At 65.7% G+C, this 12,875-nt stretch carries 9 protein-coding genes; 7 read left to right on the forward strand and 2 right to left on the reverse strand.

Going from position 1 to position 12,875, the window contains the following annotated elements:
- Positions 1–102: 102 nt before the first annotated feature.
- Positions 103–1,044 (forward strand): cation diffusion facilitator family transporter, encoded by a 942-nt coding sequence (locus tag FHS47_RS10310; protein WP_167026570.1) that lies wholly within the window; start codon positions 103–105, stop codon positions 1,042–1,044.
- A 254-nt stretch (positions 1,045–1,298) separates the two neighbouring features.
- Here FHS47_RS10310 and gnd read toward each other — a convergent pair whose 3' ends face one another.
- Entirely contained in the window at positions 1,299–2,303 is a 1,005-nt protein-coding gene (gene gnd, locus FHS47_RS10315; RefSeq protein ID WP_247741281.1) for a phosphogluconate dehydrogenase (NAD(+)-dependent, decarboxylating), read from the reverse strand.
- A gap of 254 nt (positions 2,304–2,557) precedes the next feature.
- Here gnd and FHS47_RS10320 point away from each other — a divergent pair, with 254 nt between their 5' ends.
- The 6 genes from FHS47_RS10320 (at position 2,558) to FHS47_RS10345 (ending at position 10,303) form a co-directional block, all read left to right on the forward strand.
- Positions 2,558–3,052: a pyridoxamine 5'-phosphate oxidase family protein gene (locus FHS47_RS10320; protein ID WP_167026577.1), complete on the forward strand. Its 495-nt coding sequence runs from the start codon at positions 2,558–2,560 to the stop codon at positions 3,050–3,052.
- Between the two features lie 134 nt (positions 3,053–3,186).
- A complete protein-coding gene (locus tag FHS47_RS10325) occupies positions 3,187–5,046 on the forward strand; it encodes a M1 family metallopeptidase (protein ID WP_247741431.1) in 1,860 nt (619 codons plus the stop codon).
- Positions 5,047–5,057: 11 nt separating this feature from the next.
- Positions 5,058–5,699, forward strand: a complete 642-nt coding sequence (locus FHS47_RS10330) for a Pr6Pr family membrane protein (protein WP_167026583.1) — start codon at positions 5,058–5,060, stop codon at positions 5,697–5,699.
- Positions 5,700–5,758: 59 nt separating this feature from the next.
- Positions 5,759–7,591, forward strand: coding sequence for an ABC transporter ATP-binding protein (locus FHS47_RS10335; RefSeq protein WP_208381905.1), 1,833 nt, complete (start codon positions 5,759–5,761; stop codon positions 7,589–7,591).
- 108 nt (positions 7,592–7,699) lie between these two features.
- Entirely contained in the window at positions 7,700–8,602 is a 903-nt protein-coding gene (locus FHS47_RS10340) for a DMT family transporter (RefSeq protein ID WP_167026586.1), read from the forward strand.
- A gap of 66 nt (positions 8,603–8,668) precedes the next feature.
- The gene (locus FHS47_RS10345) at positions 8,669–10,303 is read left to right on the forward strand and encodes a serine hydrolase (protein ID WP_167026589.1); all 1,635 of its coding nucleotides are present in this window, start codon (positions 8,669–8,671) and stop codon (positions 10,301–10,303) included.
- A gap of 16 nt (positions 10,304–10,319) precedes the next feature.
- Here FHS47_RS10345 and FHS47_RS10350 read toward each other — a convergent pair whose 3' ends face one another.
- The gene (locus FHS47_RS10350; protein WP_167026592.1) at positions 10,320–12,737 is read right to left on the reverse strand and encodes a DUF3772 domain-containing protein; all 2,418 of its coding nucleotides are present in this window, start codon (positions 12,735–12,737) and stop codon (positions 10,320–10,322) included.
- Between the last annotated feature and the right edge of the window lie 138 nt (positions 12,738–12,875).

Below are 12,875 nucleotides of genomic sequence, written 5' to 3' on the forward strand. Positions count from 1 at the left end.
TCCTGCAAACGAAAAGGCCGCGCTGCAAGGCGCGGCCTTTTTTTGTCGTGCATGTTGACGGATTGACCTGGCCATTACATGTACCCGGAGAGGATGCGGCCCATGGCCCATAGTCCCAAGCTCGTCGTTTACGCCGCGCTCGCCGCGAATGTCGGCATCGCGATCGCCAAATTCGTGGCCGCGGCCATCAGCGGCAGCTCGGCCATGCTTTCCGAGGGCGTGCATTCGCTGGTGGACAGCGTCAACGAGGTGCTGCTGCTCCACGGCCTGCGGCGCTCGCAACTGCCGCCGAACCGGGAGAACCCCCTGGGTTACGGGCGCGAGCTCTACTTCTGGAGCTTCATCGTGGCCTTGCTGGTGCTGGCACTCGGCGCGGGCTTTTCCCTCTACGAGGGTGTCAGCCATATCCGTTCGCCCGAGCCGCTGCGCGATCCCACCTTGAACTACATCGTGCTCGCTGTGGGCGTGTTGTTCGAGGGCACGTCGTGGTGGCTGTCGCTGAAGAGCGTGCAGCGGAAGAAGGGCAGGCTGGGCTATTTTGAGGCGTTCCGCAGCACCAGGGATCCAACCACGTTCACCGTGCTGTTCGAGGACACCGCGGCACTGCTGGGCCTCGCCATCGCCGCGCTTGGCATCTACCTGTCGCACGCCACCGGCGACGCGCGCATCGACGGCTGGGCCTCGATCGGTATTGCCGTGGTGCTTGCGCTGGCGTCGGCGATGCTGGCGCGAGAGAGCAAGGCCCTGCTCATCGGCGAACCGGCGACGCCGAACCTGCTGGCGAAGGTGTGCGGCATTGCCGGGCGCGTCGAGGGCGTGGAGGCGGTGAACGGGGTACTCACCTTGCAGGTGGGCCCGGACCACGTGCTGGTGGCGATTTCCGCGGCTTTCGACGACCGCCTGACGACCGTGGAGATCGAGGAAGTGGTGCGCATCATCGAGGCGCGCACCAAGGAAGCCGGCCTGCCCATCGTGGCGCTGTTCATCAAGCCGCAGACGCCCGAACGATGGCGCGAGCGTCTGCGGGAACTGGACGGCAACTGACTGCTTCAGGGGGCCGGCTCTGTGTTGGAACCGGTTCTGTGTGAATGCGGGCTTTGTGTGGGAGCCGCTTCAGCGGCGATGGGTGCTCGCGGCAGGGTGGCCCGCTGCCGCGGGATCGCCGGCAAAGCCGGCTCCCACACAAAGCCTGCTCTCACAAGGAACAAGGCTCCTACAAAGGAACAAGGCTCCTACAAAGGAACAAGGCTCCTACAAAAGCCAGGCTCCCACAAAGAGCCCGGCTGCCCGATATGCCCTCAGGAGTGCTCGCCTTCCTTCGGCGGCTTGCCACGGCCTTCGATATGCCCGCCGAAGCCCATGCGCATCGCGGAGAGCAGGCGCTCTGCGTACGTGTGGTCCTGGCGCGAGCGGAAGCGGGCGAAGAGGGCGGAAGTGAGCACCTCGGCCGGCACCGCCTGTTCGATGGCAGCGTTGACCGTCCAGCGGCCTTCGCCGGAATCGTCGACGTAGCCGGAGTAGTTGTCGAGTTCCGGTCCCTTCGCCAGGGCGCTGGCGGTAAGGTCGAGCAACCAGGAGGACACCACGCTGCCACGGCGCCAGACCTCGGCGATGTCGGCCATGTCCAGTTCGTAGCGCTCGCGTTCCGGAAGGTGTGCGGCGTTGCGGTTCTTCAGGATGTCGAAGCCTTCCGCGAACGACTGCATCATGCCGTACTCGATGCCGTTGTGGATCATCTTGACGAAGTGACCCGCACCGGCCGGACCGGCGTGCATGTAGCCGTTCTCGACGCGCGGATCGCGGCCCTCGCGGCCTTCCGTGCGCGGGATGTCGCCGGCACCGGGGGCCAGCGTCTTGAAGATCGGGTCGAGGTAATCGACCGTGGGCTTGTCGCCGCCGATCATCATGCAGTAGCCGCGCTCCAGGCCCCACACGCCGCCCGAGGTACCTACGTCGACATAGTGCTGGCCCTTGGCGGCAAGGGTTTCGGCACGGCGTGCGTCGTCCTTGTAGAAGGTGTTGCCACCGTCGATGACGATATCGTCCTTGCCCATCAGGTCGCTGAGCTTCGCGATCGTGGTTTCGGTGATCTCACCCGCGGGAAGCATGACCCAGACCACGCGCGGCGACGGGAGCGCCTGCACCAGGGCCTCGAGCGAGTCGACCGCCTCACCGCCATCCTTCGCCAGCGATTCGCGCGCGGCGGGGTTGTTGTCGTAGACCACGGTCTGATGACCGTCCCTCATCAGGCGGCGAGCGATGTTGCCGCCCATGCGGCCGAGTCCGATCAAACCGATTTTCATGCGTGGGGTCCTCGATGTATGAACGTGGGGAATATGCGGATACCCCGGCCGTATGCAAGGTATACGTTGGGATGCACTCGCCAATAGTGCGTTCTGCGGCGCGCGAAGTCGACCTCGAATGCCTCGCCGTGCACCGGGCCGCAAGGCTCGGAGGGGCGATGTGAGGGCGGCGTCGTTCCGTGGCATCCCGCGCTTGACGAGCCCTTGAGCGGCGGGATGGGACGGTGTGGCTCATCTCTCACAGGAGCACTGCCATGGCCGATACCCGCCAGGACGAACTGGATCGCATCTGGTCCCTCATCAAGGATGCCCGGGTCGCGATGCTGACCAGCGAACGCGACGGCAGGCTCTACAGCCGCCCCATGGTCGCTTCGCAAAAGGGCTTCGACGGAAGCCTGTGGTTTTTCACGCGGAAGAGCTCGCCCAAGGTCGCAGAAGTGGAAGGCCACCGCGAGGTGAACGTCGCTTATGCCAGCGCCGCCGACAACAGCTTCGTGTCGCTCTCCGGGAGGGCCGTGATCGTGGAAGATCGCGCGGCCGTCGAGGCCCACTGGAATGCCTGGGTGAAAGCCTGGTTTCCCGACGGCAAGGACGATCCGGACCTGGCGTTGCTTCGTGTGGACGTGGACACCGCGGAATACTGGGACGCGCCCTCGTCGAAGATGGTGCTTGCCTTCGATTATCTGAAGGCCAGGGTCACCGGCGGGAAGCCCGAGGTGGGAGAGAACCGCAAGGTCGACCTTCGTTGACCTGACTTCCGGCACGCTGGAGTCCGAAATCGGCTGCCGGTTACGCTCAAGGGTCGTCCCCCCGAGAGTAGCCGATGAAATTCCTCGCCCGTGCCTGTCTCGCCGTGGCCGCCTTCGTCGGCGCCTGCGGCGCGATGGCTGCCGACTTCGACCCGCGCGAGACCTTCGCGCCGTTCTCGTATCCCCAGCCGGTGAACGCCTATCGTTCCGGCAGCGGCATGCCCGGGCCGATGTTCTGGCAGAACCGCGCCGACTACGAGTTGGCGGCAACGCTGGACCCGGTCAGGAACACCTTGAGCGGCAAGGCGATCATCCGCTATACGAATAACAGCCCCGACGCGTTGGACGTGCTCTGGCTGCAGTTGGACGAGAACCGTTTCACCGCCGACGCCCGCGGCAATTTCACCTCGGACAAGACCGAGAAGAGGCATACCGACGGCTACCGTATCGCTTCGGTGACCGTCGACGGTCGCAAGGCCGAGTACGTCGTCAGCGATACGCGGATGCAGGTGCGGCTGCCCGCGCCGCTGGCGGGGAAGGGCGGCAAGATTTCGCTGACCATCGTTTATTCCTACGATCTTCCGGGCGACTTCGGCGGACGCACAGGGTTCGCCCCGTCGAAGAACGGCAACATCTACGAGATGGCGCAGTGGTATCCGCGCATGTGCGTCTACGACGACCTGCGCGGATGGGACACCGCGCCTTATCTCAATAGTGAGTTCTATCTCGAGTACGGCGATTTCGATTATGCGATCACCGTGCCTTCCAACATGATCGTCGCCGGCTCGGGCGAACTGGTGAACCCCGACGACGTGCTGACGGCCACGCAGCGCGAGCGCCTGGCCAAGGCAAGACAGAGCGACAGCACGGTGATGATCCGCACGCCGGCGGAGGTCGCCGATCCGGCCAGCCGTCCAAAACAGGGCGGCACGCTCACCTGGAAATTCCGGATGAAGAACACGCGCGACGTCGCCTTCGGCGCGTCCACCGCGTATGTGTGGGACGCGGCGCGCATCAACTTGCCTGAGGGCAAGACGGCGCTGGCGATGTCGGTCTATCCGGTGGAAAGCGTGGGCCAGGACCGCTGGGGCCGCTCGACCGAATACCTGAAGGCCGCGGTGGAGCACTTCTCCAGCAAGTGGTATCCGTACCCCTACCCGGTGGCGATCAACGAGGCGGGCACCGCAGCGAGCGGCATGGAATACCCGGGCATCGTCTTCGATCCCATGGAGGCGCCGGCGAAGCCCTTGCACATGGTCACCGCCCACGAGATCGGCCACACGTGGTTCCCGATGATCGTCGGCAGCGACGAGCGCCGTAACGCGTGGATGGACGAAGGCTTCAATACCTTCATCGACGTATACGAGGCCGATGCCTTCAACCATGGCGAGTTCGCGCCGAAGCGCGACAGTGAATATGCGCCGAAAGGCGGCAATCCCGTGGACGAGATTCTGCCCCTGCTGGCCGACCGGGACGCGCCCTCGCTGCTGATCGGCGCCGACATGGTCAAGGAGAAGTATCGCCATCCCGCCACCTACTTCAAGGCAGCGCTGGGGCTCGTGCTGTTGCGCGAGCAGATCATCGGGCCGGAGCGCTTCGATCCCGCGTTCCGCAAGTACATCGCCACCTGGGCCTACAGGCACCCCTCGCCATCGGACTTCTTCCGCCTGATGGAAAGCGAAGCGGGCGAGGATCTTTCCTGGTTCTGGCGCGGTTGGTTCGAACGGAACTGGCAGCTGGACATGGCGGTGGAAAAGGTCGATGGATCGGTGGTCACCCTATCGAACCTGGACCAACTGGTGATGCCGGCCACGCTGCGCGTGACGCTGGACGACAAATCCACGCGCGACATCCGCGTGCCCGTGGAGACCTGGCAGCAGCACAAGCGCTTCGATATCGAAGTGCCTGGCGGGCGCAAGATCGTTCGTGCCGAAATCGACCCGGACCACAAGATTCCGGACCGCGATCGCGGCAATAATAGGTGGCCCCGCTGACGGACCGCTCCATGTCGCCCCGAACCGCCGCCGTCTCCGACCTGTTCGCCATCATCGTCGCGGCGGTGGCCTGGCCTGCGCTCGTATTGCAATACTGGCTGATCGTCTGGTCCGGTTCGCTGGGCGCGGTGACGGTGCGTTACTTCAGCTTCTTCACCATCCTCTCCAACCTGCTGGTGGCGCTGGTCGCCGCATCCGCGGCGACGGGCGGCAACTGGGCGCCGCTGCGCATCCTGCGCACACCGCGCATGCGCGGCCTCGCAGCGCTGTGCATCGCGGTGACCGCCCTGGTGTACGTCACCGTGCTGCGCTCCCTGTGGCATCCGCTGGGCCCGCAACTCATCGCCGACCGGTCCCTGCATTACGTGGTACCCGCGCTCTACCTCCTCTGGTGGTTCGCCCTGCTGCCGCACGGCACCCTCGTGTGGCGCGACGCGGCGCGCTGGCTCTGGTTTCCCCTGGTGTTTGCCCTGTGGACCTTCGCTCGCGGGGCCATCGTCGACGAATACCCGTATCCGTTCCTCGACGTGGGCCGCCTCGGTTACCCCGCGGCCCTGCTCAACGTAGCGGTGGTGGCGGTGCTGTTTGTGGCGCTCGGGCTGGGCCTGGTGGCTGCTGACAAGGCGCTCGCTCCCGGACACGCGGCCCCCTGATTTCGCCTGGACCAGCGTTCATGGCCGCCACGGTGGCGGGGAAGGACTAGAATGCGCGGATGATCTTTCGCTGGTTCGAATCCCTTATCGACATCTTCCGCGAGGCGCCCGATCGGGTGCCGCCGAAGGGCGTCGTTCGCTTCTACGCCTACTACCTGCGTCAGGTGTGGAAAATTTTCGTGGCCACCCTAGTGGTGGGCCTCGCGGTAGCGCTGGTCGAAGTGGCCTTGTTCGACTTCCTCGGCCGCGTCGTGGACATGGCGCAGAAGACGCCGGCGGCGGTGTTCTTCCAGACGCACTGGCGCACGCTCGCCTGGATGGGCTTCGTGGTGGTGCTTCTGCGCCCCCTGGCCATGGGGCTGCACGATCTGCTGGTGAACCAGGCACTGAACCCGGGCATGACCACCATGGTGCGCTGGCAGCACCACCGTTATGTGCTGAAACAGAGCCTGTCGTTCTTCCAGAACGACTTCGCCGGGCGCATCGCCAACCGCATCATGCAGACGGCGCCGTCGCTGCGCCAATCCGCGGTGCAGGTGGTGGACGCCCTGTGGTACGTCACCGTATACGCCGGCACCTCGGTCTACCTGTTCGCCAGGGCGGACGTCAGGCTGGCGTTGCCTCTGGTGGCGTGGATCGCCTGCTACATCGGCATGCTGGTGTTCTTCGTGCCGAGGGTGAAGGAGCGCTCCTGGCGCGCGTCCGAGGCGCGTTCGAAGCTGATGGGCCGCATCGTGGACGGCTACAGCAACATCATGACGCTGAAGCTTTTCGCGCACACCCATCGCGAAGAAGCATATGCGCAGGAGGCCATGCGCGAACAGACCGACAAGGTGCGGTCGTCCAGCCGCATGGTCACCGGCATGGATGTGTCCATTACCTCGCTCAATGGCCTCCTGATCGCGGGCACGAGCGCCCTGGCGCTCTGGCTGTGGGTGCGGGGCGCCGTCTCCACCGGCCAGGTGGCGCTGGCAGTGGGCCTGGTGATCCGCATCAACAACATGTCCGGCTGGATCATGTGGGTGGTCAACGGCATCTTCGAGGACGTGGGTACCGTGCAGGACGGCATCACCACGATTTCGCAGGAACGCACTGTGCTCGACCGCGACGACGCCGTGCCGCTGCGGGTCACGCGCGGCGAGGTGCGTTTCGACAACATCCATTTCCACTACGGCAAGGCGGGCGGCGTCATCGCCGGGCTCGATCTCATCGTGCGCCCGGGCGAGAAGATCGGCCTCGTCGGGCCCTCCGGTGCGGGCAAGACCACGCTGGTCAATGTGCTGCTGCGCCTCTACGACCTGGAGGAAGGGCGCATCGCCATCGATGGCCAGGACATCGCCAAGGTGACCCAGGAATCGCTGCGCTCGCACATCGGCGTGGTGACCCAGGACACCTCCCTGCTGCACCGGTCGATTCGCGACAACCTGTTGTACGGCCGTCCCGATGCGACCGAGGCCGAACTGCTCGCGGCCGTGCGGCAGGCGCGCGCCGACGAGTTCATTCCCGGGCTTTCCGATGGGGACGGGCGCACGGGCTTCGATGCGCACGCGGGGGAGCGCGGTGTCAAACTTTCCGGCGGCCAGCGCCAGCGCATCGCCATCGCGCGGGTGCTGTTGAAAGACGCCCCCATCCTGGTGCTCGACGAAGCCACGTCGGCGCTCGACTCCGAAGCCGAAGCCGCGATCCAGGAAAGCCTGGAGGTCCTCATGCGCGGCAAGACGGTGATCGCCATCGCCCACCGATTGTCCACCATCGCGAAAATGGACCGCCTGGTGGTCATGGAGCGGGGCGCCATCGTGGAGACAGGCACGCATGCCGAGCTGATCGCCCGGGGCGGCCTGTACGCCCGGTTGTGGGCCCACCAGACCGGCGGCTTCGTCGGGGTCGAATAGGCCCCCACCCGCAGGGATGAATCGGATGAGAGGCTGCCTTGCAAACGTTGCGCTTGTCGGGCGCTCCGTTCCGGCGACAATACGTGTCAAACATTCTTGAGGTTCCGTATGTCGTCCGTCGCAGAGACCCCAGCCGATTCGCTTGTCGCCACGGGTCCCCGAGACTGGCGCACGCCGGCCGAACTCGTGGCCCTCGGTGCGATCTGGGGCGGCTCGTTCCTCTTCATGCGCGTTGCGGCGAAGGACTTCGGACCGTTTCCGATGGTGGCGACCCGCCTGGCTTTCGGGTCGGCGATATTGCTGCCCCTTCTGTGGCGGGCGCGCTCCGTCATCCGCGTCGCCCACCTCTGGAAGATGCTGGCGTTGGGCGCGCTCAGCGCGGCCATTCCGTTCACCCTGTTCGCATGGGGCGCGGAACGCGCTCCCGCAGGCATCGGCGCCATTGCCAACAGCATGACCGTGCTCTTCGCCGCCCTGGTCGCCTTCATAGGCTTCGGCGAGAAGATCGGCACGCGTAAGGCCATCGCGCTGGTGGCGGGATTCATCGGCGTGGTGATCCTGGCCAGCGGCCGCACCGCGGGTGAGAACGTGGCCCCCGCCGCGCTCGCCGGCGCCGCCGCGTCGTTCTGTTACGGGCTGGCGGCCAATCTCATCAAGAGGTACCTGTCGGACATCGCGCCGACCGCGGTGGCGGCGGGCTGCCTGCTCGGAGCCACCCTGCTGATGGCGCCGCTGGCCGTGTTCACCTGGCCGGAGGCGCCGATTCCCGCCAGGTCCTGGGTGGCCGTGGTGGCGCTTGGCGTGCTCTCGACGGGCCTCGCCTATGCGTTCTATTTCCGCCTTATCCAGCGTATCGGTGCTCCGCGCGCGGCCACGTCCACGTACCTCGTGCCGCTGTTCGGCGTGGGCTGGGCATGGATGTTCCTGGGCGAAGCATTGACTCCGACCATGGCGATCGCCGGCGCCATCATCCTGGGCAGCGTCATCTTCAGCCAGAAGCGCAAGGCCTGAGCGCTCCCTTTCGCCGGGGGCGCCGCTTCGACTAGTCTCGGCTCTCTCCAGATGCAGGGACTGTCCATGTCGCGCCTTCGCCAATGCCTCGCCTTCGGCGTCGCAAGCTTCGTTTTCGCGCTCGCCGCGCAAGCCCAGGAAGCCGATGCAACCGCTTCCGCCGCCGCTTCCGCCCCCGCCGCCCGGCCGGCGGCTCTCGCCGACTTCGACGCCTACGTCGATGCGACACGCAAGCAGTTCGACGTGCCGGGTATCGGCGTGGCGATCGTGAAGGACGGCAAGACCGTTCTCGAGATGGGCTCCGGTGTCCGCAAGCTGGGCGAACCGGCGAAGGTCGATGCGCATACGCAGTTCGCGATCGCGTCGAACACCAAGGCGTTCACCGCCGCGTCGCTGTCGATCCTGGCCGACGAGAAAAAGCTGGACATGAACGACCGCGTGATCGACCGGTTGCCGTGGTTCCAGATGTCAGACCCGTACGTGACGCGCGAGATGCGTATTCGCGATCTCCTGGCGCACCGCAGCGGGCTCAGTCTCGGCGCCGGCGACCTGTTGTACTGGCCGGCCACCACCTATACCACGCAGGAAGTGGTGCAGCGGCTCCGGCACGTGCCACTCACCAACAGCTTCCGTGCGGAATACGCATACGACAACATCCTCTTCGCCGTGGCCGGTCTCGTCATCGAGCAGGTTTCAGGCAAGCCGTGGGCCGACTTCGTGCGCGAGCGCATCTTCGCGCCGCTGGGCATGACCGAATCGCAGACCCATGCGCCCGACAGCATCGGGCCGAACGACGACATCGCCACCGGGCACGCCAAGTTCGACTTCAAGGACCTGAAGGCGGTAGCGCCCATGTCGTGGAACAACAACCAGGCCGCGGGCGGCATCTACTCCAGCGTGCACGATCTCTCCAAGTGGATGAACATGCAGCTGGCGGGCGGCACCTATACCGATGCCTCGGGCAAGGAACAGCGGCTGTTCAGCGCGAAGCGACAGGCGGAGATGTGGTCGCTGCTCACGCCCATTCGCATCAGCGAACCGAGTGTGCCGGAACTCAAGGCCACCAAGCCCAATTTCTACGGTTACGGCGAAGGCTGGTTCGTTTCGGATTACCGCGGCCACAAGCTCGTATGGCACACCGGCGGCTGGCCGGGCATGGTGTCGCGCGTGACGCTGGTGCCGGACCTCAAGCTTGGCATCGTGGTCCTCACCAACCAGGAATCCGGTGCCGCCTTCCAGGCCGTGACCATGCGTGCGCTCGATGCTTTCATGGACGCGCCGAAAACCGATTGGAACGCGGCCTATGCGGCAAGCGTGAAGAAGGCCGAGGCCAACGCCGACGAGAGCATGAAGAAACACGAGGCGGCGCGCATGAAAGGCGCGAAGCCCTCGCTCCCGCTCGATCGCTATGCCGGCACGTATCGCGATCCCTGGTACGGCGACGTCAAGGTGACGAAGGAGGGCGGGAAGCTGGTGATGAGCTTCGCCAAGACGGCACAGCTCAAGGGCACCCTCGAGCCCTGGCAGCACGACACCTTCATTGCCCACTGGAACGATCGCTCGCTCAACGGCGACGCCTTCGTCAACTTCTCGCTGGATCCGGACGGCAAGGTGCGGGAAGTGCGCATGGAGCCGGTGTCGCCGCTGACCGACTTCAGCTTCGACTTCCAGGACCTGCGCCTGACGCCAGTCACCGACTGACGCAGGCGCATCAGGGCTACGCGTCGGGGTCTGTCGAGGCCTTCGGCGCGTCGGCCCCGGTCGGGCCGACGAGGTCGCCCACGCTGCCGCCCGAGCGCAGCACCAGGTCCTGCGGGCGCAGCAGCGGAATGCCCGCATCGCGCAGGCGCGCGATGATGTCGAACAGCAGGTCGCTTTTCACGCCGCCCGTGTCGCGGGGGCTGCCCACGTAGCAGATGGCCATGAAGGTCATCGCGGCATGGTCCACGTTGTCCAGCATCACCAGCGGCGAGGGAGTCTCCTGCACCGAGGCGTGGTCGTGCATGGCAGCGAGCATGAGTTCGCGTATCGCGAGCGGGTCACTGTCCAGGGGCATCGGCATCTTGAACAGCACGCGTCCCTGCGGGTTCGCCATCGTCATGTTGCGTACGGGCTTGGTGATGAAGGACGAGTTCGGCACGATGATGGTCGAGCGGTCGGCTACCTGGATCTCCGTGGCGCGGACATTGATCCGCCGGATGTCGCCCTCGGCATCGTCAAGCACTACCCAGTCGCCCACCTTGACGGGCCGTTCCGCCAGCAGGATCAAACCGGAAATGAAATTCTGCACGATGGCCTGGAGGCCGAAGCCGATACCGACCGAGAGAGCGGACGCCACCCAGGCCACGTTCTGCACGGAAAGGCCCATGGCGAGCAGGGCGATGGCCACCACGATCACGATGCCGACGTAGCCGAGCAAGGTGGTGAGCGAACTGCGCATACCGGGATCGAGGTTGGTCCGCGGCAGGTATTGCTCCGACATCCAGTTCTTGATCACCCGCACCGCCAGCAGGCCCAGGAAGAACAGAACGATGGCGCTGAGGATCTGGCTGGGTTTGAGTTCGACGTTGTAGATCTTCAGCGATTGCAGCTTGCTGCCAAGCGCGAGGATGTCCGAAGCCCCTGCGCCGAAGCCCGACATCACGGCGGTCAGGCCGAACAGGAACAGCGCCAGGCGTACCACGCCCGACAGGAGCACGCCGGCCTGGTCGAGCAGCTTCGGATGAGTGCCGAATACCGCCTGCGCACGGGCGCTCATCGGGCCCTTCTCGGAGAGAAGGGTTTCGAACAGATCGTCGACGAGGCGCATCGTCAGATAGGTGGCGGCAATGACGATCGCCGTCCATACGACCTGGCCCGCCATGAACGAGGCAAAGGCGATGAAACCCGTGAGCAGCCCGATCCACGAGGCCACGATGGCGATCCACGCGGCCGCGATGAACAGGCTGGCCCAGATCGGCCGCGGGGGCGGCGGCGTGCCGTCGACATCGTGGTGGTGCGTGCGGCTGAGCCGCAGGAGTGCAACGGCCGCGAGCAGCGTCAGCACGATGGCCTGCAGGCTGCTGGTGACCACGGTGGCGGCAAGGCTCGTGCCGATCGTCCGGTTCAGTTCCTTCAGGAAATAGAACAGCACCACCGCGAGCGAGATGAGCATGGGAAACCGGCGCAGCGCCAGCGCCGTTTCGTCCGGTATGGCCGGCAGGCGCCATGAAGGGCGCTTCGCCGAGATGAGCGCGCGGCCGAGGCCGGCGACAAAGGCACCGAAGAACACGATGCGCACGAGTGCGCGGGCCATCTCGTCCGTGTCCTCACTGAAGACGTCGTTCCAGTTGAGGCCCGTGTACAGGAGCTGCGTGCCCAGCCCGGTGGTCAGGGTGGACGTGAGCGCGATGCCCACGATCAGGGCAGAGCGGCGCAACCGCCCCGGCGGCATGCGGTTGGCGGTAAGGCTCCGCACGCGCGATTCGATATAGAAGCGCACCACCGTCATCAGCAGCAGGCCCAGCACCACGCAGGAGATCAGCACCGTGCGGTTGCCGCTGCTCCAACTGGTCGCGACATCGCTCTTCACGGTGTCGGAGAACGCACGCAGGTTCGCCAGGTCGCGCGGGAACGCGGCCGCCGGTTCGGACCAGAAGGGGCGCGACAGCGGTGAGTTCGTGCGCTGCGAAATGGTTTCCTGGAATCGGGTACGGCGCAGGTTGATCAGCTGGTTGGCGGTCTGCTGGGCCTCGAGCGCGATGCCGTCGGCCGTCTTGATGCGCGCATCGACCGTGTCGAAGGCCTTCTGTGCGTCCCTTCGGGTGGCCGCCAGCTCCGGCGCTTCCTTTGTACCGGCCGCCGGGGGCGGGCCCAGCTGATCCAGGCGTGCCTTCGCCGCGTCGCGGTCCGGTTGCAGGGAGCTCGACACCTTTTGGGCAGCGTCCGCCACGTCCGAGACTTTTCCGCGGAGGCTGTCGAGGTCCTGGTTGGAAGCCTTGTCGTCCTTCATCGCCTTCTCGATCGCGTCGAGCTGGCTGCGAAGGGCGTCGATCTGCTGAGCCGGGGTGGCCGGGGACCCTTCGTCCGTCTGCGCCAGCGCGCCGCCGGAGCAGACCAGGAGGAGGGCGATAAAGAAAATTCGTAAGGTGCGCATGGGGCGATGATCGAAGCCGGTATCCATCAGGTCAAATGCCCGACCGATGCGTTACGCTCCGTGAACGGGCCCCCGGACCCTCCATGCGGCAATGCAGCTTTGCCCGGGAGGGGGCCGCCGCTATCCTGCCGCCCCTTT

Source organism: Luteibacter sp. SG786, from assembly GCF_011759605.1.
Lineage (GTDB): Bacteria > Pseudomonadota > Gammaproteobacteria > Xanthomonadales > Rhodanobacteraceae > Luteibacter.

Excerpts from the sequence above, each read along its gene's own strand:
- gnd (WP_247741281.1), bottom strand. The coding sequence starts at position 2,303 with ATGAAAATCGGTTTGATCGGACTCGGCCGCATGGGCGGCAACATCGCT.
- FHS47_RS10335 (WP_208381905.1), top strand. The coding sequence starts at position 5,759 with ATGATCTTTCGCTGGTTCGAATCCCTTATCGACATCTTCCGCGAGGCG.
- FHS47_RS10325 (WP_247741431.1), top strand. The coding sequence starts at position 3,187 with ATGGCTGCCGACTTCGACCCGCGCGAGACCTTCGCGCCGTTCTCGTAT.
- FHS47_RS10340 (WP_167026586.1), top strand. The coding sequence starts at position 7,700 with ATGTCGTCCGTCGCAGAGACCCCAGCCGATTCGCTTGTCGCCACGGGT.
- FHS47_RS10350 (WP_167026592.1), bottom strand. The coding sequence starts at position 12,737 with ATGCGCACCTTACGAATTTTCTTTATCGCCCTCCTCCTGGTCTGCTCC.
- FHS47_RS10330 (WP_167026583.1), top strand. The coding sequence starts at position 5,058 with ATGTCGCCCCGAACCGCCGCCGTCTCCGACCTGTTCGCCATCATCGTC.
- FHS47_RS10320 (WP_167026577.1), top strand. The coding sequence starts at position 2,558 with ATGGCCGATACCCGCCAGGACGAACTGGATCGCATCTGGTCCCTCATC.
- FHS47_RS10310 (WP_167026570.1), top strand. The coding sequence starts at position 103 with ATGGCCCATAGTCCCAAGCTCGTCGTTTACGCCGCGCTCGCCGCGAAT.
- FHS47_RS10345 (WP_167026589.1), top strand. The coding sequence starts at position 8,669 with ATGTCGCGCCTTCGCCAATGCCTCGCCTTCGGCGTCGCAAGCTTCGTT.